At 57.8% G+C, this 21,765-nt stretch carries 14 protein-coding genes; 6 read left to right on the top strand and 8 right to left on the bottom strand.

Features of this window, described 5'->3' with window-relative positions:
• Nucleotides 1–138 precede the first annotated feature (138 nt).
• Nucleotides 139–1,587 carry an MATE family efflux transporter gene (locus tag B9A13_RS06555; protein WP_084234327.1) on the top strand — a complete coding sequence of 483 codons (1,449 nt, stop codon included), beginning with the start codon at nucleotides 139–141 and terminating at the stop codon, nucleotides 1,585–1,587.
• A 630-nt stretch (nucleotides 1,588–2,217) separates the two neighbouring features.
• On the opposite strand, the gene B9A13_RS06550 is transcribed toward B9A13_RS06555, so the two are convergent.
• The gene (locus B9A13_RS06550) at nucleotides 2,218–3,012 is read right to left on the bottom strand and encodes a PHP domain-containing protein (RefSeq protein WP_159448043.1); all 795 of its coding nucleotides are present in this window, start codon (nucleotides 3,010–3,012) and stop codon (nucleotides 2,218–2,220) included.
• Nucleotides 3,013–3,032: 20 nt separating this feature from the next.
• Entirely contained in the window at nucleotides 3,033–5,051 is a 2,019-nt protein-coding gene (locus tag B9A13_RS06545; protein ID WP_084234325.1) for an LTA synthase family protein, read from the bottom strand.
• Between the two features lie 498 nt (nucleotides 5,052–5,549).
• Between B9A13_RS06545 and B9A13_RS06540 the strand changes: the two genes are divergently transcribed.
• Complete coding sequence (locus B9A13_RS06540) at nucleotides 5,550–7,829, top strand: vitamin B12-dependent ribonucleotide reductase (RefSeq protein WP_084234324.1); 2,280 nt, start codon at nucleotides 5,550–5,552, stop codon at nucleotides 7,827–7,829.
• Nucleotides 7,830–8,173: 344 nt separating this feature from the next.
• Here the strand turns inward: B9A13_RS06540 and B9A13_RS06535 are convergent, their stop codons facing one another.
• Entirely contained in the window at nucleotides 8,174–9,781 is a 1,608-nt protein-coding gene (locus B9A13_RS06535) for a CTP synthase (protein ID WP_084234323.1), read from the bottom strand.
• A 283-nt stretch (nucleotides 9,782–10,064) separates the two neighbouring features.
• Nucleotides 10,065–11,906: an asparagine synthase (glutamine-hydrolyzing) gene (gene asnB / locus B9A13_RS06530; RefSeq protein WP_084234322.1), complete on the bottom strand. Its 1,842-nt coding sequence runs from the start codon at nucleotides 11,904–11,906 to the stop codon at nucleotides 10,065–10,067.
• A 265-nt stretch (nucleotides 11,907–12,171) separates the two neighbouring features.
• Between asnB and B9A13_RS06525 the strand changes: the two genes are divergently transcribed.
• Together B9A13_RS06525 and B9A13_RS06515 are read left to right on the top strand one after the other, a co-directional pair.
• Nucleotides 12,172–13,092 (top strand): TVP38/TMEM64 family protein, encoded by a 921-nt coding sequence (locus B9A13_RS06525; protein WP_084234321.1) that lies wholly within the window; start codon nucleotides 12,172–12,174, stop codon nucleotides 13,090–13,092.
• Between the two features lie 626 nt (nucleotides 13,093–13,718).
• On the top strand, nucleotides 13,719–14,804 hold the full coding sequence (locus tag B9A13_RS06515; RefSeq protein WP_084234317.1) for a M42 family metallopeptidase: 1,086 nt from the start codon (nucleotides 13,719–13,721) through the stop codon (nucleotides 14,802–14,804).
• A 127-nt stretch (nucleotides 14,805–14,931) separates the two neighbouring features.
• Here B9A13_RS06515 and B9A13_RS06510 read toward each other — a convergent pair whose 3' ends face one another.
• Together B9A13_RS06510 and B9A13_RS06505 are read right to left on the bottom strand one after the other, a co-directional pair.
• Nucleotides 14,932–17,379 (bottom strand): phosphoketolase family protein, encoded by a 2,448-nt coding sequence (locus B9A13_RS06510; RefSeq protein ID WP_084234315.1) that lies wholly within the window; start codon nucleotides 17,377–17,379, stop codon nucleotides 14,932–14,934.
• Between the two features lie 290 nt (nucleotides 17,380–17,669).
• Entirely contained in the window at nucleotides 17,670–18,314 is a 645-nt protein-coding gene (locus B9A13_RS06505) for an ECF transporter S component (protein WP_084234314.1), read from the bottom strand.
• Nucleotides 18,315–18,664: 350 nt separating this feature from the next.
• Here B9A13_RS06505 and thpR point away from each other — a divergent pair, with 350 nt between their 5' ends.
• Nucleotides 18,665–19,201 carry an RNA 2',3'-cyclic phosphodiesterase gene (thpR, locus tag B9A13_RS06500; protein WP_159448042.1) on the top strand — a complete coding sequence of 179 codons (537 nt, stop codon included), beginning with the start codon at nucleotides 18,665–18,667 and terminating at the stop codon, nucleotides 19,199–19,201.
• Between the two features lie 143 nt (nucleotides 19,202–19,344).
• Here the strand turns inward: thpR and B9A13_RS06495 are convergent, their stop codons facing one another.
• On the bottom strand, nucleotides 19,345–19,806 hold the full coding sequence (locus B9A13_RS06495) for a hypothetical protein (protein ID WP_084234311.1): 462 nt from the start codon (nucleotides 19,804–19,806) through the stop codon (nucleotides 19,345–19,347).
• Nucleotides 19,807–20,595: 789 nt separating this feature from the next.
• Between B9A13_RS06495 and B9A13_RS06490 the strand changes: the two genes are divergently transcribed.
• A complete protein-coding gene (locus B9A13_RS06490; protein ID WP_242942803.1) occupies nucleotides 20,596–21,198 on the top strand; it encodes a GNAT family N-acetyltransferase in 603 nt (200 codons plus the stop codon).
• Nucleotides 21,199–21,301: 103 nt separating this feature from the next.
• Here B9A13_RS06490 and rnhA read toward each other — a convergent pair whose 3' ends face one another.
• Nucleotides 21,302–21,751, bottom strand: a complete 450-nt coding sequence (gene rnhA, locus B9A13_RS06485) for a ribonuclease HI (RefSeq protein WP_084234308.1) — start codon at nucleotides 21,749–21,751, stop codon at nucleotides 21,302–21,304.
• Nucleotides 21,752–21,765: the final 14 nt, after the last annotated feature.

Raw genomic sequence — 21,765 nt, 5'->3', positions numbered from 1 at the left:
TCTCCTTTGTCCGTTGTATGGCAATAGTATACTACAGCCCGCCTCTTTGTAAAAGATGGAATTTTCCGCGTCCCGGCGGGTTCGGGACGCGCCGGCTCCGCCCGGTATCTGCGGCAGTTTTGGGAAGGAAGAGAATCAATGAAACCGATCCGCACCGGTATGGTGAACATGACGGAAGGCAGTCCATCCAGGCTGATCTTTTTCTTTGCCCTGCCCCTTCTGGCGGGCAATATGCTCCAGCAGCTGTACAACATGGTGGACAGTATGGTGGTGGGAAACTACGTGGGAGACACCGCCCTGGCCGCCGTAGGCACCGGGTTTCCCATCATCTTCATGCTCAGCGCCCTCTTTATGGGTATGGGGATGGGCGCCACCGTGGTCATTTCCCAGTATTACGGCGCGAATGACCTTCCCCAGGTAAAAAAGACGGTGGACACCATCTATGGCGCTCTCCTTCTGGGTGTGGTCCCCGTGTCTCTGCTGGGTGTACTTATCGCCGCCCCGGCGCTGTCTCTCCTCAACGTGCCCGGGGATACCTTTCATCAGGCATATCTGTATGTGGTCATCATCTTCGGCGGACTTATCGGGTCTCTGGGGTACAACATCAACGCGGGCATCCTTCAGGGCCTGGGGGACAGCCGGTCCCCGCTTTTGTTCCTCGTGGTTGCCTGCGGCCTGAACATCGTTTTGGACCTGCTCTTTGTTATCGTCTTCGGATGGGGCGTCGTGGGGGTCGCGGTGGCCACGGTGCTCGCCCAGGCTTCCTCCTGGATCTTCGGGATCGTCCACATCAACCGTACCTACCCGGAAATCCGGATCCGCCCCTTCCGGATTCAGATGGATTTCCCCATCTTCCGCAAGATCCTGCGTATCGGAATCCCCAGCGGGCTGCAGTATGCCCTCTTCTCCGTGGGTATCATGGCCCTTCAGGCCCTGGTCAACAGCTACGGCTCCGACTTCATGGCCGGCTTCAACGGTGCCAACAAGCTGGACACCTTTGCTTTCATGCCCATCCAGAGCTTCGCCACCGCCGCCACCACCTACGTGGGCCAGAACATGGGCGCCAACCGGCCGGAGCGCGTCCGGAGGGGAACTCTGGATGCCCTTCTCATGGCCTGTGGCTTCAGTCTTGCCGCGGCAGCGCTGCTCATCCCCTTCGGCCCCTGGTTCATGCGCCTGTTCAGCCAGAATCCCGCGGTGATTGCGGCGGGCATGGCCTATCTGAACCGGGTGGTGCCCTTCTTTTCCGTTCTCGCGGTCATGTTCATCCTCAACAGCGTCATGCGCGGCGCCGGGGAAACCGTGATTCCTTTGGTAGGAACGCTGGTTTCGCTTCTGCTGGTCCGCGTACCGGCCGCATATCTGGTCAACTGGTATTTCGGCAGGGACAACATGTTCTTCTGCTACATTCTGGGCTGGCTGCCGGGTCTTGCCGTCACCGGAAGCTATTATCTTACCGGCCGCTGGAGGCGCCATGTCCTCGTCGGCCGCCCCGCTCCGAAAGCGGAGGAGATCCCCGCTCCGGAGGATTCTCTGCCGGTATTGGAGGAATCCATTGCGGAGCTGGAGGACACCTCCCTCGAGTGATCGGAAACAAACCGGGCGATGCCGTACTTGTTTTATATTGCTGCCTTTACATTACCGACAAATTAAACCCGCCGCCCGCCGAATTTCCCGGCGGGCGGCGGATTTTTTGTTTATGTCGTAAACGCTGCCTGTTCTTGAGGCTGCAAAAGGTCCCTTCACCAATTCAGCTTCTCAAACGCCGCACAAACTACATGTTCGAAAACCCCCTGCGCCCTACGGCCCTAAATATGAAAGGCTCTGGTCACGGAAGAAAAATTCCTCTCAAACGCTGCACAAAGCAGGTTTTCACAGACCCCTTGAGTCCCACAAGCCAAAGCCCGGAGAGCCCCGATCGCGGGCTGAAAAACAGACCTCTTGCCATAGGGCCGTCCGTGCGTTCGCAACTACCAGTAGTCAATTACTCATTAAGAGCGCCTACAAGAACGCCCTCCCCGGAGATCCAAGAGGCCGGAGCCTCTTGGTCTGTTTTTGGTGACTTCTTGCAGAAACAAAAAGTTACCCCCAGCGGAGAGCGCGCCGCTCCCGTCCAAATCCTTAATAATCCATCCGCTTCGTTTCAAAACAAATAAAAAGCGCGCCCCAAGGGGCGCGCTTCTCCTGTCCAATTCAAAAAATAACACAAATAAACCTCTAAAAAATAATCTCCCCGCACAGCTCCGCTATGCGGTCGGGCTCGTCCACCACGATCCGGCGCGCCGCCGCCGGGTCCAGAAAAGAAAACTCCTCCAGCATCTCACCGGTATGCCGCAGAAACAGGGGAGCGGGCCCGTAGAGATCGGGAAACCCCTCCTTCGCCAGATAGGCAAGCCTTTCCTCCCCCTGCTCCCGCCGGGCATAGCAGGCGTCGCCGGCGGCAATCACGGGCCGCTCTGCCGCTTTTCCGATCTCAAGCAGCGTCCGGACGTTTTCCTCCAGCCGTTTTGTCGTAATCCAGGGGAAATCCTTCTGCAGGAACAGGTAATTGTCGGGCGGCTGGATCTCCAGGTAATCGTAAAACCGGGCGATTTCCGTAAGCTTGTCCATGAACGCTCCGGCCAGAACGGCCTGGTACAGCTCCCCCTGGTCGCAGGCCGAACCCAGAATCAGCTTATCTCTGCTGCGCTCCAGCTCCTCCGCCGCGGCGCCCCGGTTCCGTGCGATCTCTTCAAGGATGTGCACGCCCTCCTGATTTTTCGCCAGGGCGATGCAGTGGTACCTGCCGCCGCTCCGCCGGATCCTGAATTCCAGGCCGTAAATCAGCCGGATAGGCCGGTCCGCCGCGTAAGCCGCCGCCTCCTGAAACGCCTTTGTGGTGTGCCAGTCGGTGATCGCCATGGCCTTCTGCCCGTCGGCCAGGGCCCGGTCGAGAAGCTCCTGGGGAGAGGAAATCCCATCCCCCCGGGAGTACCGGGTGTGCAGATGCAGTTCCGTTCGCTTGTCAGTCATTGGGATACCATCCTTCTGCGTCATTCTCGGCCGGGAAGCACCTTCGCGTAGTAATCCTCGTCCAGGATCAGGGCGGAATAGCGGAATTTGTCGCTCACGATCTTGGAAACCGAGCTGACGTAACCCTCCGGGATTTCCGCGTCCCCCGTGGGGGTAAAGGCCTTCGTCTTGGCATTATACATTCCTTTGTCCGTGATCCAGCTCCGGTTGTTGAATATGATGAGGGGCGCCGTGGTGGAGAAGACGTCCCTTCCCATGAGAAGGCGTGAGTCGTACTCCAGTCCCAGAAGATTGGAGAGAGTGGGCAGGATGTCCATGCTGCAGCAGGGCTCCTCCACCGTCTCCGGCGTCATGCCCGGAACATACAGGATAAAGGCGTTGCGGTAAAGCTCGAAGTTTTCTTCGATGGTATGCCCCGCCAGCTCGCCGATCTCCTGGTTGGTCAGGCCGTAGGGGTAGTGGTCCGCGCTGATGGCGATGATGGTGTGCTCCGCCGCGCCGGCCTCCTCCAAACGCTGGAGCAGCAGCTCCATGGCCCGGTCCAGCTCGATGTTGCAGGCTAAATATGCCTTGCAGGCCTCCGAATAGGGCAGGTCCTTCACCCACTGCCGGTTCTTATAGGCCATGGAGTTGCCCATAAAATTGTACTGCAGATGCCCGCTCACCGTCATGTAATAGGCGTGAAACGGCTCTGAGCCCATGTATTCCGGCGTGGTGACGTCGATCATCTCCAGGTCGGACTCCGGCCAGGTCTTTTTGACGTTCAGCCCGTTTCCCACACCCTTGTAGATGTAGCCCATATTGGGATGGGAGAGATTGCGCTTATAGTAGGTATAGGTGTGGTCGTGATAGGCGTAAGCGGAATACCCCAGGGCCGTCAGCTGCTTCCCCATGACAAGGGGCAGGGAGTTGTTCGCCGATTTTTCAAAGCTCCAGACTCCCGCCTTGGGGATCAGGCCGGTACAGGCCACGTACTCCCCGTCCGATGTGCTAACGCCCCAGACGGGAGTATAGAAATTGGGAAAATAGTACCCCTCGTGGGCCATCTTATATAGGGTGGGCATCAACTCCTCGTCGATGGCGTATTGGGAAAAAGCCTCCGCCGTAATCAGAATCAGGTTGTATCCCTGGTAGATGCCGGTCTTTTCATTCTTCAGCGTGGGCGTAAGGCTGCTGAAATACTGATCCATGGAAAGAAGCGTCTCGTTTGTTTCCGACGCCATCAGGCTGTCGAAGTCGATATCCATGACGTTATATCCGTAGACCGTTTCGGTGGGCGGGGCGGCGGTGGGGGTTGCTTCCGCATCGGAATCCGCGGGCTCCGCGGCGGCGGGCTCAAATCCGAACACCGTCCGCTTGATGTCCAGCCGGATGGCGGTCAGCAGTCCGAAATTTTCTGCCGTGGCGTCCATGTAGGAGGTCTGGAAATACAGGTCGTAGGGAGACAGGGATTCGCTGCCGGTGCGCCGGACAAGGCCCACGGCGATTCCGTGGATGGAGGCGGCCAGTATGACCACGGCAACCAGAGGCCCCACCCGAATTCTGCGGTAAACCTTCCATTTCCTGCCGAAAAGACGCAGAAGCACGATGGGAAGCACTAAAAGGGCAATGGGGAATACCGTCCCGGCCATGGCCGCAAGAGCCTCCCGCCAGAACTGCAGGATCTGTTTCCCGTTGATTGCCGAATAGGTGATGTAAAACGTATGGAAAATCTGATAATACACCAGCTGGGAAGCGAAAAATCCCGTGGTCACCGACACCAGCACCGTGGCGATCCGCTTGTTGGCCCGGAAGGAAAAGGCGGTGCTGGCGCTCCAGAAAATAAGCGCGATGGGCACGGAGAACAGGAAAAGAAAAAGCAGCGACCCGCCCGAGGATTCGTTCCCCGTAGCATGTCGGACCAGCAGCTCGGAGCAGACGATATCCCCATAAAAAAAGGCCGGAAAGACCCAGAAGGGCGCGGTGCGGCCAGTCTTCTCCTCCCGTTTGGTTTCCTTGACCCGGCGTCCTCCATAGCTCCAGAAATTGCCCCGACTCACCCTTAAGCACCTCACAAATCCGCTTCGTTGGAAATAAATCGCCCGAAGTATAAGCTTGGCCCTTCGGAAAACAGAAAGCCCCTCTCCCCACGCCGTACTTCCGGCGGCCGTTCGGGCGTAAGAATCGTCGTCCGGACCTGCCGCCGCGGTGGAATACCGTCCGCTCCTTTCGGAATACCCTCGCAACGGTTAATTCTATGCGACGAAAATCGGAAATAGTATGTTCCGATGTGTCAAAAATTTGCGCCTTTTAAGAGATTTTGCATAAAATATATCCTAACATATATTTTTCGGGTTGTCCAATCCCAATCGGACGTGCCCGTTTGACGGCGCCGCTTCCTGCCGCTCGCCCTCCGTGTCAATTTGCCTGCTCACGGAATATCCGACCCGTCGTCCCAAAATCCGTCAACATTTTTCTTGTCCGGCGGCTCAATGCGTGATACAATATGTTGTACCGATTTCCCCTCCTGCCACAAGATGTATATGGGAGTGAATAAAATGAATATTGGGAAAAACGCACTGATGGTGCTGGAGAAGAGATATCTCACAAAGGACGAAAACGGGAACAATATCGAGACCGTGGAAGAGCTTTTCCGCCGGGTCGCCGCCGCGGTGGCCGGGGCGGACGGGCTGTTTTGCCCCGACGCGGACACGGCTTCGGTGGAAAAGCGGTTTTACGACCTGATGACCAATCTGGATTTTCTTCCAAATTCGCCGACTTTGATGAATGCCGGCCGTCCCCTGGGGCAGCTTTCCGCCTGCTTCGTCCTTCCCGTGGGGGACAGCATGGAGGAGATCTTCGAGGCGGTGAAGCAGGCTGCCCTGATTCATAAATCGGGGGGCGGAACCGGCTTTTCCTTTTCCCGCCTCCGGGCGGCCGGAAGCACGGTCCGGTCCACCGGCGGCGTCGCCAGCGGCCCGGTGAGCTTCATGAGAGTGTTCAACATGGCAACGGAAGCGGTGAAACAGGGCGGGACCCGGCGCGGCGCCAATATGGGCATTCTGCGGGTGGACCATCCCGACATCCGGGAATTCATCACCTGCAAGACCAATAACGCGGATATCACCAATTTCAATATTTCCGTGGGAATCACCGAGGCCTTTATGCGCGCCGTGGAAAGCGGGACCTCTTACCCTCTGATTGATCCCAAAACCAAGTCCGTGGTGCGGGAGGAAAGCGCTCCGGAGATCTTCCGGATGATCGTGGAAAATGCCTGGCGCAACGGGGAACCCGGCATCATCTTTTTGGACAGGCTCAACCGGGACAACATCGTGCCCGGGCAGGGGGAGATCGAAAGCACCAATCCCTGCGGAGAACAGCCGCTGCTTCCTTACGAGTCCTGCAATCTCGGTTCCATCAACCTGGTGAACATGCTCAAAGAGGACGAAAACGGGAATTATACCGTCGACTACGGCAAGCTGAAGGAAACGGTGGAGCTGGCCGTCCACTTTCTGGACAACGTGATTGAGATCAACAAATATCCCATCGAAAAGATCGAGGAGGTCACCAAGCTGACCCGGAAAATCGGTCTGGGCGTCATGGGTTTTTCCGATATGCTTTTGTATTTGGGGATCCCCTATGATTCCCAGCAGGCGGTTTCACTGGGCGAGTCCCTCATGCAGTTCATTACCGAGTCCGCCCGGGCCAAGAGCGCCGAGCTTGCCGGGCCGCGGGGTCCCTTCCCGCTGTTCGGAGAGAGTATATACGCCGGGAAAACCGAACCTTTGCGCAACGGTACGGTCACTACCATCGCGCCCACGGGCACCATTTCCATCATTGCCGGCTGCAGCTCCGGCATCGAGCCCATCTTCGCCTACGCCTTCGTGCGCAACGTCATGGACAATACCGAGCTTCCGGAAGTAAACCCCGTCCTGGAAGAGATTCTCCGGAAACGGGGTCTGTACTCCGGCGAACTGATGCGCAAAATCGCGGACCAGGGCTCTCTTGCCGATATACAGGAGCTTCCCGAGGACATCCGCCGGGTCTTCGTCTGCTCCCACGACATCTCTCCCGAGTCCCACATCCGCATGCAGGCGGCTTTTCAGAAGTATACCGACAACGCCGTGTCCAAAACGGTCAACTTCCGCCACGACGCGGCCGTGGAGGAGGTGTCCAAGACTTATCTTTTGGCGTACCGCCTGGGCTGCAAGGGAGTCACCATCTACAGGGACGGAAGCCGTGACAGCCAGGTGCTGAACATCGGCAAGGTCAATAAAGACGGGGAAAAGCCGGAAACCGCGCCGGAGCCCGAATTCCGGCAGAACATCCTGCCGCGGCCCCGCCCCGAGGTCACCATGGGCATCACGGAACGCATGAAGATCGGCTGCGGGAACCTGTATGTGACGGTGAATTACGACGAACACGGCATCTGCGAGGTCTTCACCTCCACCGGAAAGGCCGGCGGCTGCCCCTCCCAGTCCGAGGCCACGGCCCGGCTTGTGTCCATCGCCCTTCGCTCCGGCGTGGACATCAAGGAAATCCTCGACCAGCTCCGCGGAATCCGCTGCCCCTCCACCATCCGGCAGTCCGGCATGAGCTGCACCTCCTGCCCGGACGGAATTTCCAAGGTCATCAAAAAAGTCTACGACATGCTGGAAAAGGAGCAGCTTCAGAAGGAACATCTCCCCAAGCCGGAGGAACGCCCCCGCGGAACCAAAAAAGCCCCGGCGCGGCCGGCGGATAAAAATGCCAAGTACTGCTCCGAGTGCGGCGCCGAGCTGGAGCATGAGGGCGGCTGCGTCATCTGCCGTTCCTGCGGCTACTCCAAGTGCAATTAAAACTCATATACAATTAAAAAGGGGTACGGAAAATCTTGTGATTTTCCGTACCCCTTTTTAATTAATCCTCTGCCCCCGGCGGGGGCAGAGGATTTCAGATTGTCGAAAAAGTCCCATCATCCTTTTCGCCATCGGCGAAAAGCTTTTTTGGATTTCGCGTTGCGTCCCGTGACCGAAATTCAAAAAAGATGAAATCTCAATGCCTTGCGGGAATTCACTTTCCGCAAGGCATACTTTGCGCGCCTTCACAAAGGCGCGAACTTTCTCCCGCTTCCGTCGGAAAACGGAGTTTTTCGACGGTCTCAAATCCCCTGCCCCCGGTGGGGGCAGGGGATTTGGTCTGTTTATAAGCTTTCCCGGTGTTCCTTCGCCGCCCGGATGAATTCCCGGAACAGGGGATGGGCCCGGTTGGGCCGGCTCTTGAATTCCGGATGGAACTGCACCCCTACAAACCAGGGGTGGTCGGCAAGCTCCACGATTTCCACCAGGTGCCTGCTGGGGGAAAGGCCCGCTATTTTCAGTCCCTTCGCCGTAAGCTGCTCCCTGTAGTCGTTGTTGAACTCGTAGCGGTGCCGGTGCCGCTCCTGGATCTGGGGCGTCTGATAGGCCTCATAGGCCCGGCTGTCGGTTTCCAGATCGCAGGGGTAGCTGCCAAGGCGCATGGTACCGCCCTTTTCCGTAATGCCCCGCTGCTCCGGCATGAGGTAGATCACCGGATGGAGCGTGTGTTCGTTGAACTCGCTGGAGTGGGCGTCTGAAAACCCCGCCACGTGACGGGCAAATTCCACCACGGCCATCTGCATCCCCAGGCAGATCCCGAAAAACGGGATCTTGTGCTCCCTGGCGTACCGGGCGGCGGAAATTTTCCCTTCGATCCCCCGGTCTCCGAAACCGCCGGGGACCAGAATACCGTCGCATTTCCCGAGATACTCCTCCGCGTTTTCGTCGCTGACTTCCTCGGAATCGATCCAGGAAATTTCCACCCGGACGTCGTTTTCGATCCCGCCGTGGCCCAGAGCCTCCGCCACGCTGAGATACGCATCCCGGAGCGCCACGTACTTGCCCACGAGGCCGATGGTCACGCAGCCCTTTTCATTCCGGATTCGGCTCACCATGGCCCTCCATTCGGCGAGGTCCGGCTCGCTGCAGTCAAGCCCCAGCCGCTTGCACACGGCATTGGCGAGACCTTCCTTTTCCAGCATGAGGGGAACCTCGTACAGCGTCGGCGCAGTGAGGTTCGGAATGACGTTTTCTGGGGGAATATTGCAGAAAAGCGAGATTTTATTCCGAAGGTCCTTGGGGATGGCCAGGTCGGAACGGCATACGATCACGTCCGGCTGGATTCCCAGGGAAAGCAGCTCCTTGGCCGAGTGCTGAGTGGGCTTGCTCTTGAGCTCGTTGGAACCGGGAATATTCACCACCAGGGAGACGTGGATATACATGACGTCCTGCCGCCCCACCTCCGCCGCCACCTGACGGATAGCCTCCAGGAAGGGCTGGGACTCGATGTCGCCCACGGTGCCGCCGATTTCGGTGATGACAATGTCGGTGTTTTTGCTCCCGACCCGATAGATCCGCTCCTTGATTTCGTTTGTGATATGAGGGATGACCTGGACCGTGCCTCCAAGAAAATCGCCGCATCTTTCGCGGCTGAGAACGGACCAGTATATCTTTCCGGAGGTGACGCAGGAGTTGACCGTCAGGCTTTCGTCGGTGAAGCGCTCGTAATGGCCGAGATCCAGGTCGGTTTCGGCGCCGTCGTCGGTGACGAACACCTCTCCGTGCTGGTAGGGGCTCATGGTGCCCGGGTCCACGTTGAGGTACGGGTCGAATTTCTGGATGGTTACCCGAAATCCCCGCTCCTTCAGGAGCCGGCCCAGAGACGCCGCCGTGATTCCCTTGCCTAGTCCGGAAACAACGCCGCCCGTTACGAAAATATACTTCACTGACATTGGTAAGCCTCCCTACGTGTGCTGTCCACACTTTACATGTCCCCTATTTTACATGCTCCGGTGGGGACAAGTCAATATGAAAAGGGGGATTTTGCCCCAAGAACGAAAGGATATAAAGTGTTTTGGCAAAACCCGTACTTCTCTTTTTATTTTATCTGCATGGAAAAGGGATAACGCTCCGTCCCGTCCGGAAATGCCCGCAAAGGTACTCCGACCCGGAAAGCCCCGGCGGAGTCTGTGCCCTCCGCCATTTTATCCGCCGGAGCCCGAGTCCCGCCGCCTGTCAGATCCGAACTTCCACCCGGTACTTCCGCATCCAGTATTCCAGCTGCAGAAAATACGCGATGGTCTGGGGGGTCGTCATCAGCTGCCCGTACCAGGGCGTGGGCCTCTCGGACAGTAAAAGCCGCTCCAGCTCTTCCTTCCGAACCAGCTGCAGCAGGGGAGAGGAGGGGTCCTCTATGCGTTCTCGCAGCCGTTCGGACACCAGGCGCCTGTACTCCGTGTGCCAGGTCTTGGGATAGGGGCTCTTTTTACGCCAGAGGATGACCTCCGGAAGCACCCCCTCCATGGCCGTCCGCAGCAGTCCCTTTTCCCGGCCCTGGTAATTCTTGAACTCCCAGGGGGTGGAATACAGGTATTCCGCGATCCGGTGGTCGCAGAAGGGGACCCGGACTTCCAGTCCGCTGTACATGCTCATCCTGTCTTTCCGGTCCAGCAAAGTCTGCATGAACCAGTCCATGTTGAGCTTCACCATCTCCCGCATGCGCTTCTCCAGGGGTGTGGGAGCGAAGTCCTTCGGTGCGGACTCCACCGTTCGGCTGTAGAGATCCATCACGTACCCTTGGGGGTCCATCCGCTCCTGCAGCTCTTCCCGGAGAAATCCGAACCGGAACAGGGTGGACTGCGCCCATGGGAACCCCTCCTGCACCCGGATTTTTTCATCCCGGAACCAGGGATAGCCCCCGAAGATCTCGTCCGCGCACTCTCCCGAGAGGGCCACCGTGGCGTGACGCTTGATCTCTTTGCAGAAAAGCAGCAGCGAGGAGTCCACGTCCGCCATCCCGGGAAGGTCCCGGGCGTCCACCGCGGGAAAAAGGGCGTCCGCCAGCTCCTCCGGGGAGAGAATCACCGTCCGGTGCTCCGAGTCCAGGAATTCCTGCATGATGCCGATATAGTCGCTGTCGCTGTTGGGCTGGAACGCTGTAGGCTTAAAATAGCGGGCGTTGTCGGTGTAGTCCACGGAAAAGGTGCGAAGGCGTTCTCCCCGCTCTTTGAGCTCCCGGGCCGCCAGGGTGGATATGATGCTGGAGTCCAGCCCGCCGGATAAAAAGGTGCAGATGGGAACGTCCGAAACCAGCTGTCTGCGGATGGCGTCCGTCACCAAAAAGCGCACATGCTCCACCGTCTCGGTAAAATCCTCCCGGTGCTCCCGGTCCTCCAGCTTCCAGTAGGCTCTCAGCTTCAGCCCGTCTCTGGAGAAGGTGCCGCAGCAGCCCGGGCGAAGCTCGTCGATGTCCGTGAAAACACCGTACCCCGGCGTTCTCCCGGGCCCCACCAGCATAAGCTCCGCCACGGAGCGCAGGTCGATCCGCGGCCGGACGTCGGGATGGGCCAGAAGCGCCTTGAGTTCCGACCCGAAGACGAACCGGTCCCCCGAAGCGGCATAGAAAAAGGGCTTCACCCCCATGCGGTCCCTTGCGAAAAAGAGCGTTTGCTTCCGGCCGTCCCAGATGGAAAAGGCGAAAATGCCGTTCATTTTTTCCGGGCACCTCTCGCCCCATTCCAGGTAGGAGGCCAGGAGGACCTCCGTGTCCGAATGTCCCCGGAACCGATGACCGAGGCCGATGAGCTCTCTGCGCAGATCCTCGGTGTTGTACAGCTCTCCGTTGTAGATCAGCGTCACATCATGCCCTCCGGCCCGCGCCGTCATGGGCTGGCGGCCCATTTCAATATCCACGACGCACAGCCGGGTATGCGCCAGCGAGACATGCTCGGCGTGGTACCGGCCCTCCTGGTCCGGTCCCCTCCGGCGAAGCCGGTTTATCATTTCCTCCGCGGTACCCCGGGCGGTCTCCTCCCGGTACCCGGGCGAAAAATCAATGGTTCCCGCTATTCCGCACATGCAATCCCCTACCTTTCAAAAAGCAGCGCCGCGAAGGCTTTCGTACTATGGACGCGTCTTTCGCGGTGTTTCATCACCGCAGTATATGCCACCGGAAAAGGGGCCGTGAGAAAACGAAAAAGGCCATGATTTTCATATATTGATAAAATTTATGGAGATTGCCGGAAAGTAGCACACGAAAATCCCTCCGGACGGGCGATTGCCGCCCGGTTTCTTGGCATACTAGGAGGAGCCGGCTGTCGGCGGAAGGGCGGGAGAGGAAAGCTTGAAGGGCAAAATCTCGAAAATTTTGATACTGGCGGCCTTCGGCCTTCTTTTAGCTTCCGCCAGCCTCTACTTTCTCCCGAAAATGGCTCTTTTACTCCAGGCCGACGGCCAGGCCCGGTTCCGCCAATGGATGGACTCCTTCGGCGCTTTGGGCTGGGTGATTTTGCTCCTCATTCAGATCGGGCAGGTGGTGATCGCCTTCGTTCCGGGAGAGCCGGTGGAAATCGTCTCGGGTCTTCTCTACGGCACTATGGGCGGCCTTGCTCTGTGCATGGCGGGAGTTGTGATAGGCAGCTTCATTTCTTTTTTCCTCGCAAGGCGGTTCGGACTGCCCCTGATCAAGGGTATTTTTTCCGAAAAACAGCTTTCTCATTTCAAAATCCTGCGCAACGCCAAACACGGGGAAGCCTTCAGTCTGATCCTCTACCTCATTCCCGGCACGCCCAAGGATTTTTTGACCTACATCGCGGGGCTTACTTCCGTTAAAATGCCCGGATTTATCCTTCTCTCCACCCTGGCAAGAATCCCTTGCGTCGTCTGTTCCACTTTTACCGGGAACTCCATCATGGCCGGGGATTATAAACTGGCCGCCTTTGTTTTCGGAGGGATGGCCCTGCTCACCATACCCGGCTTTCTTTTTTACCGGAGATACGCCCGCAGTCGCGAAACAAAGCGCTCCGGAGAAAATTCCCGGTCCGGGGAAGACGGTAAGTTGTCAAATACAATATTCGGCTTTCAGCCCTCCCGGCGGCCGCCGCCCGCCGAAAGTCAGGGCAGTCCGGAAAAACCCGCGGATTGGTCCGTTCTGGGGGATCTTAACAAGGCATCGTACGGCGTGGATTTTTCAGAACCCTTAACCCCCGGAGGACAGGATAAAAAAACGTCCGGAGAAAACCGGGACAACAAGAAAACGCCCTGAAAAGGTAAAGTCTTTCAGGGCGTTTTTTTCAGCCCGTCTGAAAAATTCCTCCGCCGCGGCAAAACCTTCCGCGGCTTTATGCCGTGCCCCATAACCGGAACCCGCGCAAGTCCGAAGCTCTGCGCCCTGCGGGAATTCGCTATCCGCAGGGCCTCTCTTTCAAGCCTTTGAGAAAGAGCAAAGGGCGCTCCGGGCCGGTCCCTGCGCTCCGCTGCGCGTTTGCCGCCGCAGCTGGAAAACTCGGGAAAGAGCACCGATACCGTCCGGGCGCATGCCGCAATTGACTTTGTTTTCGGCGGGTATTATACTGATATATGTTTTTGAGAAGAGGTCTTCGCCGCGCGTTTTTCCGGCGCACCACCTCTGGCGGCGGAATGCCCGGAGCGCAGCGCCATGGCCGCATCCGGCGCTGCAGTACGGAAGGCCGCGGAAAACGCATGCCTCTCGGAAGGGCGGCGCTGATGCCCGAAATACCGGGGTTTCTAAGACCCGAAGCGGCATTTTGAAGGCGCCGGCAGTGCGGCGGATCTGATTCCGGGATTTCCCGTCATGGTCTCTCTCTGCGTGGCCGGCCGTGTCGCCGGTTTTGCCGTAATTGAAAAAATAATGCTGCCGGAGGCGGAAAAATGAAAACAGCGGTGGACGAAAGATGTCTTTCCATGATTCGCACTTTATCCGAGGCCCGTGGCCCTTCCGGATTTGAGGACGAGGCGGTGAACGCCGCAAAAAACTGCGCCCGGGATCTTGCAGACATCAGCGAGGACAGCCTCCGTAATCTTTATATCCGGCCCCGGTATAACCGGGGCGGCAGACCGGTGCTCATGCTGGACGCCCACAGCGACGAGGTGGGCTTTATGATACATTCCATAAAGCCCAACGGAACGCTGCGCTTCCTGCTCCTGGGCGAATGGAACGAGGCCGCGCTTCCCGGAACGGGCGTACGGGTACGTAACGCACGGGGAGAATGGATTCGCGGCGTGATTGCCTCAAAGCCTCCGCACTTTATGACGAGCGCCGAGCGCAGTACCGTGCTCACGGCGCGCGATCTGGTAATCGACGTCGGCGCCGTGTCGGATGCCGAGGCCCGGGATGTCTTCGCCATCCGCATCGGCGAGCCGGCCGTGCCGGACACCGCCTTCAGCTATGATCCGTCCGCCGATACCATGATCGGAAAAAGCTTCGACTGCCGCATCGGCTGCGCCGCCATGCTGGAGACGCTGCGCCGTCTCCGGGGCGAGCCTCTATCCGTGGACGTTGTGGGAGTCATGTCCTCCCAGGAGGAGCTGGGGGAGCGCGGCTGCACGGTGGCCGTACGGAAGGTGGCACCCCAGGCGGCAATCGTCTTCGAGGGCTGCCCCGCGGACGACACCTTCACCGAACCCTACGCCATACAGACCGCCCTGAAGAAGGGGCCCATGCTGCGCTTTATGGATCGTTCCATCCTCTGCAATCCCCGCTTCCAGCGCTTTGCCCTGGATTTAGCGGAAAACCCCTCTCTCGCTGTGCAGTCCTCCGTCCGGGAAGGAGGCGGGAACAATGGCGCGGTGATCCACACCTCGCTGGACGGCATTCCCGCCATTGTCCTCGGCGTTCCCGTGCGGTATATTCACTCCGGCTGCGGCATAACCTCCTATTACGATTTTGAAGCCGCCGTCCGTCTCGCCGTGGATCTTGCCAAGGCCCTTACCCCGGAGATCATCGCCGGATTTTAACCTGAGGGGGGCGCCGGCCAGAGTTCCCGTTTTATTCATTCCATGCTTACGCGTTTAAAGCCCGCGGCGTCATATGGCGCCGCGGGCTTTTCGAAGTTTTTATGGCAAGTCCGGAAGATAAAACCGGTTACGCCGGCTCCCATCTCCAGTTGCGGACCTCCGGCATATCCTCCCCGTGGGTGGTGATATACTGCCTGTGCTCCACCAGCTTGTCCCGGACCATCTGCTTGAGATAGTCTCCCCGGGTTCCCAGCCAGGGCAGCCGGTCCACCACATCCTGGGCCAGATGGTACCGGTCCAGGTCGTTCTGCACCCGCATGTCGAAGGCGGTGGTGATGGTGCCCTCCTCCTTGTAGCCCCGCACATGGATGTTCTTGTTGGCCCGCCGGTACGTCAACTCGTGGACCAGCGAGGCGTAGCCGTGGAAAGCGAAGATGATGGGCTTATCCCTGGTAAACAGAGAGTCGTAGTCCGAATCGCTCAGCCCGTGGGGGTGTTCCGACTTGGGCTGTAGCTTCATAAGGTCCACCACGTTCACCACCCGGACCTTTACGTCCGGCAGATACTCCCGGAGAATCATGACGGTGGCCAGGGTTTCCAGGGTGGGGGTCTCGCCGCAGCAGGCCATCACCACGTCGGGCTCCGCGCCCTTGTCGTTGCTGGCCCATTCCCAGATGCCGATTCCCTCTGTGCAGTGCTTGATTGCAGCTTCCATGGTCAGCCACTGGGGCCTCTCGTGCTTGCTGGCCACCACCACGTTTACCAGGTTCCGGCTTTTCAGGCAGTGGTCAAAGACCGACAGCAGGCAGTTGGAGTCCGGCGGCAGGTACAGCCGCACCACTCCGGCCTTTTTGTTGGCCACATGGTCCAGGAATCCCGGATCCTGATGGGTAAATCCGTTGTGATCCTGTTGCCAGACATGGGAGGTGAGAAGATAGTTGAGGGAGGCGATGCTCCGGCGCCAGGGGAGCTGGGAGGTGACCTTGAGCCATTTGGCGTGTTGGCTGAACATGGAGTCGATGATCCGGATAAAGGCCTCGTAGCAGTTGAACAGGCCGTGCCGTCCGGTGAGAAGATATCCCTCCAGCCATCCCTCGCACATGTGCTCGCTGAGCATGGAGTCGATAACGCGGCCGTAGGGGTTCAGATACTCGTCGTTTTTCTCCGTCAGCGCGTTCCACTGCCGGTCGGTCACCTCGAAAACGGGACGCAGCTGGTTGGAGAGGGTCTCGTCCGGGCTGAAAATACGGAAATTCTTCTGGGGCATGTTGAGCCTTACCACTTCCCGCAGAAAACCCGCCAGAGTCAGCGTGTCCCGGGCCTTTACGGAGCCCGGGGCCGGGACCTTCACCGCGTGCTCCCGGAAATCGGGCATGCGCAGCTCCCGGAGAAGAGCCCCGCCGTTGGCGTGGGGGTTGGCGCCCATCCGCCGCTCTCCCCTGGGGGCGAGAGCCGCCAGCTCGGGGAGAAACCGGCCGTCCTCATCGAAAAGCTCCTCCGGATGGTAGCTCTTCATCCAGGACTCCAGCAGCTTCACGTTCTGGGGATGGGCAGAGTCCACGGGAATGGGGATCTGATGGGAGCGGAAGGAACCCTCGATGGGCGCCCCGTCCAGTTCCTTAGGCCCGGTCCAGCCCTTGGGGGACCGGAAAACGATCATGGGCCAGCGGGGGCGGGATGGATCACCGTTGTCTCTGGCGTTTTTGTGAATCCGGAGAATGTCCTCCATGGCTTTGTCCAGCGTTTCCGCCATCTTCCGGTGCATCTTCTCCGGGTCGTCCCCCTCCACAAAGTACGGCTTCCAGCCGCAGCCCAGAAAATACTGCTCCAGCTCCTCGTGGCTGATTCGGGCCAGGATCGTGGGGTTGGCGATTTTATAACCGTTGAGGTGCAGGATGGGAAGGACCGCCCCGTCGCTCACGGGATTTAAAAACTTGTTTCCCTGCCACGCGGTGGCCAGCGGCCCGGTTTCCGCCTCTCCGTCCCCCACCACGCAGGCGGCGATAAGGTCCGGGTTGTCCAGGACCGCGCCGAAGGCGTGGCTCAGGGAATAGCCCAGTTCCCCGCCCTCATGGATGGAACCCGGGACCTCGGGCGCCACATGGCTGGAGATGCCCCCCGGGAAGGAGAACTGCTTGAACAGACGCTTCAGTCCCGCCTCGTCCTGACTGACGTTGGGATAAACTTCGCTGTAGGTTCCTTCCAGATATGTGTTGGCTACCAGCGCCGGCCCGCCGTGCCCGGGCCCGGAGATATAGATCATGTCCAGATCGAACTTGCCGATGACCCGGTTCAAATGGACATAGATGAAATTTTGTCCCGGCGTGGTTCCCCAGTGCCCTACGGTAAGCGGTTTGACGTGGGCCTGTTCCAGCGGCCGTTTTAAAAGCGGATTGTCGTACAGGTACAGCTGCCCCACCGAAAGATAATTGGCGGCCCGCCAATAGGCGTTCATTTTACGGAGAAGCTCGGGGGAAAGGGAATCATCCGCCGCCCTCGGCCTTTCCTTATGCCGTACCGTGACCTTTTCGACCTCCAGGAGAGCCGCTTCTTCCGACTGGTTCTTTTTCTTCATGGTGTGCTCCCTTCCTGATGAATTTCCCGTCTGCCCCGCCGTTTTTGCCGGACTAGCGCGTTTTGAAGCGAAAACGGCATGGCCGCGGGTATTTGCCGGTATATGCCGGACGGTTTCAGTATAGTATTACCCGCGCGGATGGATTCCTTTCGGCTTGCTGATATTAGTTTATCAGAAATCCCGGGATTGATAAATCCGTTTATCCGTTTTTGGGAGGTTTATCTCAAAAACGCCCGTCCGGGGATACCGGACGGGCGTTTTGTACATTTTCTGAGAAACGCTTCCGGCCGTTATCGGACGGCGGGGTTTCTGGAATACCTCCGCAGCGGCCGGCAGACCGCGTATGCCACGACGGCGGACACCACCGCCTCTGGAATTCCGTTGGTGAGGATGGTCCCGCTGATAAGGCCCAGCAGGATATCCATGGATACTCCTAAAACCGACGCGTAATCCTGCCCGAAGAACAAAACGATCCCGCCGAGAACCAGAAACGTATTTGTAAGGCTCCCCAGCACGCCGCTGAGCCCATAGACAAGAGGACCGTTCTTGGATGCCCGGTTCAGCAGCTTGAAGCTTACGCCGGCCACCACGCCCACCAGAATGCGGGGCACAAAGCAGATGACGAGGCTCCAGAAGTTTCCGGAAACCGCCCCCACGGAATAGAAGGGCGTGAAAACAAACGCCAGGGGAGAGGGCGGCATGAATGTCCATACGATAAAACTGAAAAGTCCCGCGAAGAAGCCCATTGCCGCGCCGGGGCCTATCCCCAGCAGGATCGCCGTGATGATGACGGGAACCATTCCCAGGGTGGCCACCAGGGGAGGGATCGGGATGGAGCCCAGCGGGGTAAAGCAGACGATGGCTTCAATGGCCAGGAGAATGGAAAACTGAACCAGGAACAAGAGCCTCTTTCTGCTCTCGTCGTTTCTTGCCATGGTAACCGCTCCAATCTTTGTGACAGGATTCCCTGTTCACGTAATGTAGCCGGCGCCTCGCCGGATGTGCGGGGATGTTCGGCGCCCGTTTAGGGTCGCCTTGCTATCAAAATATCACCCCCGCCCTTTTATTGTCAATCGTTTTATCGCAGTTGTTCCATGTTTTTCTTTTCTGGGTCCCAAATTCCCGTGTAAGACGTAACCCGACGGCAGTTTTCCATATGAGCCTTCCGCCCGCGGAAATTCCCGGAACCGCGTCCGGGCGGCGGCCGTTTCTTCTTGCTCTCCGGTTTGCGGGAGAGTAAAATGTTAAGAAAATGGACAATATCAACCTGCAGGGGGGACCGGAAATGCGTCTTTTTATCGCGATCCTGCTGGAGGAGCGGATTAAGAACGAGTTGTGCAGGATCATGGAAGACATGCGCCCCCGGATGCGCCGGGCAAACTTCACTCGCAGGGAAAACCTGCACCTGACGCTGGTGTTTCTGGGGGAAACAGACCGGGCGGACTCCATAGAGCGGGTCATGGACCGGACGGAGGCAGACGCCTTTCCGCTGAAGCTGGACAGGCTGGGGAAATTTCACAGAGGCGGCGGGGACATTTATTGGATGGGCATAGGGGAAAACCCGGCTCTGTCCGTTCTCCACGCCGATCTGTCAGCCGCTCTGAGGCGGGAGGGTTTTACTCTGGAGGACCGGCGGTTCAGCCCGCACCTGACCCTTGCCCGGGAGGCAGTACCCGGGGAAAGCTTTGACGAAAAAGCCTTTTCCCAAAAGGTTCCGCAGCTTTCCATGCCGGTATCGGGATTCAGCCTGATGAAATCGGAGCGGATCGGAGGCCGGTTGGTCTACACGGAGATCTATAAAAAACCGCTCCGTGTCGTCTGATGCTCGCCATAAGATCGTATGCCCGTTTCCCGTTTTTAGTCTGCGATACTATCCTGCGTAAGAAAAACAAAACTATCCGGCGCCGAAAGGCGCCGGATAGTTTATAAATCTCGAATTTAAAAAAGTTGGACGGCTCTCCCGTGTCAGGGTACGTACTGCGCCTCCACCTTTGTCACCGCGCCGCTTTCAACGGTAATTCGGTAGAGTCCCGGATAGCTCCCCAGGTTTTTGGACAGCGCCTCGGCGCTGATCTCCTTTGTGCTCGCGGGATTTTCCGGATCCAGGACGGACAGCTTCGCGTCCTTGGAAAGGGGGAGTGTTTCGACTTCCTCCGTCTCGTTATATATGTAATAGTCGTTGGGGAAATCGGCTTCCGGGTCCAGGCCCAGCTCGCGGATCCGTTCCGTGTCCGTTGCGGAGATCCATTCCAGCCTGTCGAAGGATATTTCGCTTTTTGAAGAATCCAGACTCTCGATAATAACCAGAACGCCGGTTTCGTCCGGGACGTTCGCGCTCCCCGACGCGCCCGGTGTTGGAGAAATACCGGCGCAGGATACCAGAAGGCCGAGAATTGCCGCCGCCGGCCAAATCAGGTTTTTCCTCAAGATGTCCTTCCCCCTTGATGAATAAATGCAAGGGTCGCAGCGCCGCGGCGGAACCGATGAATCCGCTGTTTTTAAATACATTTGATACAGCTCGGACCGCACGGAAGAGAAACCGTCCCGCCGTATTGTCCTGCCCTAATAATGAAAAGACGAAACGGCCGCGCGGAAAGTTCCGCATATCCCGAAAAAATTTGAATCCCGCCTGCTCTTTCCCGGGATATCCGTTATATGAAACGCGAAGATCCCCGCCTGTCGGCTGGCCGGAATCTTCGCGTTGCTAGGTTTGTGTTGTTCTGTAAAGTGTTGATGAGGTATTGAGTTTTTGGAGGGGTATTGTCTGAGCTTTCAGAAAATAAAACGGAACTTCCTCGATACGCATCACCGCTTTCTTTAACTCTGTCTGTATCATATCCAACATTTACGGCCAAATCATGAAGTCAATATGAATATTTTGTAAACTTGTCCCCCCCTCCCTCCGCCTGCTTCGGAGAGCCCGAAAATGTAAACCGGCGAGAATACGAGAGAATGAAAGAGAAATAAAGAGATATCCTCATACTTTTTCAGGCCGGATCCGCCGCGTGCAGTTTTGGCGCGGTTTATGTGCAAACCGGAGGTTTGGGCCGCTTTGCTTTGTTAAATTTTAGCATGTATAATGAAATCATCCAGAAAACGGCTTCCCTCCGGCAGAGACGAAAGTAGGAGTGGGAGTATGACCTAGCAATACTCGCCTTACCGGCCCCAACAAATATAAAGGTGAGTGAAATTTTGAAAGACCCGGACTTATATCGTGTGCAAAAGGCGGATGAGGATAAGCTGGTGACTCTTCTGACGGAGTGCTTCAGCAAAGATCCTCTGTATTGTCAACTGATCCCGCAGAGCAAGATACGAAATAAACTGCTGCCGGAAATTTTCAGCTGCGATCTGGATGAGCTTTTTGAAACCTGTGAGGTATATGCGGACGGTCCCGCGCTGAATGGAATCATCATCGTTTCCGACGAAACCGAGGAATACGACCCGGTGCGCTACTATGTCTGCGAGGCGTTTTACATTCTGAAAATCGCCCTGGTGCTGATCCGGGAGGATTTTTCCCTGAAAACCCTCCTCCGTTTTTTCCGGGGGAAACCCTTCTGGGATTCCGCCTGGACTGACGAGCTGGGAAACCAGCGACGGATGCACATCGTCTATTTTGCCGTCCGTCCCTCCGCCCGCGGGCAGGGTGTGTCCAGCCGGCTGATGAAAAGCGTTCTTCAGTATGCCGATTCTCAGGGTCTGTCTCTTTCCCTGGAAACCCACAATACGAAAAACGTGGGCATGTACCAGCATTACGGCTTCCGGCTCGTGAACGTCCTTCAGCAGGAAAAGCGGCTCAGGCAGTACTGCATGGTCCGCTGACGCTCCTTGTGCCAAAGCGAACCGCGCTTTCGGACATTTCTTTACTCAATATAAAAGTTTGCAGCGCCGCTTCCCTTTTGGGAAGCGGCGCTGCCTTTTTTAATTATAGTGTCCCCGTAAACTTTTTGCTTTCTGCCACCGCCAGGGCATCACAGCGGTTGTTGTAGGGATTTTCCGCGTGCCCCTTGACCCAGCGGAAGGTCACGCGGTGGATCTGGCATAAATCAAGCAGGCTTTCCCAGAGATCCGCGTTGAGGGCGGGATCCTTTTTGTTCCGCATCCAGCCATTTGCCTTCCAGCGTCTGGCCCAGCCCTCGCACATCGCCTTCACCACATATTGAGAATCGGAAAACAGCTCCACATCGCAGGGCTCTTTCAAAGCCTCCAGGGCGGCGAGGATCCCCCTAAGCTCCATGCGGTTGTTGGTGGTGCGGGCTTCGCCGCCGGACAGCTCCTTTTCCACGCTGTTATAGCGGAGGATTGCCCCCCAGCCTCCCGGTCCCGGGTTCCCCGAGCAGGCTCCGTCGGTGTAGATTTTTACCTCTTTCCTCATCTTGCCTTTCTTCC

It is taken from the genome of Papillibacter cinnamivorans DSM 12816 (genome assembly GCF_900176335.1).
In the GTDB taxonomy this organism is placed as follows: Bacteria; Bacillota; Clostridia; order Oscillospirales; family Oscillospiraceae; genus Papillibacter; species Papillibacter cinnamivorans.
Note: the sequence above shows the minus strand (reverse complement) of the source record. Positions and strands in the feature narration are given on the sequence as shown.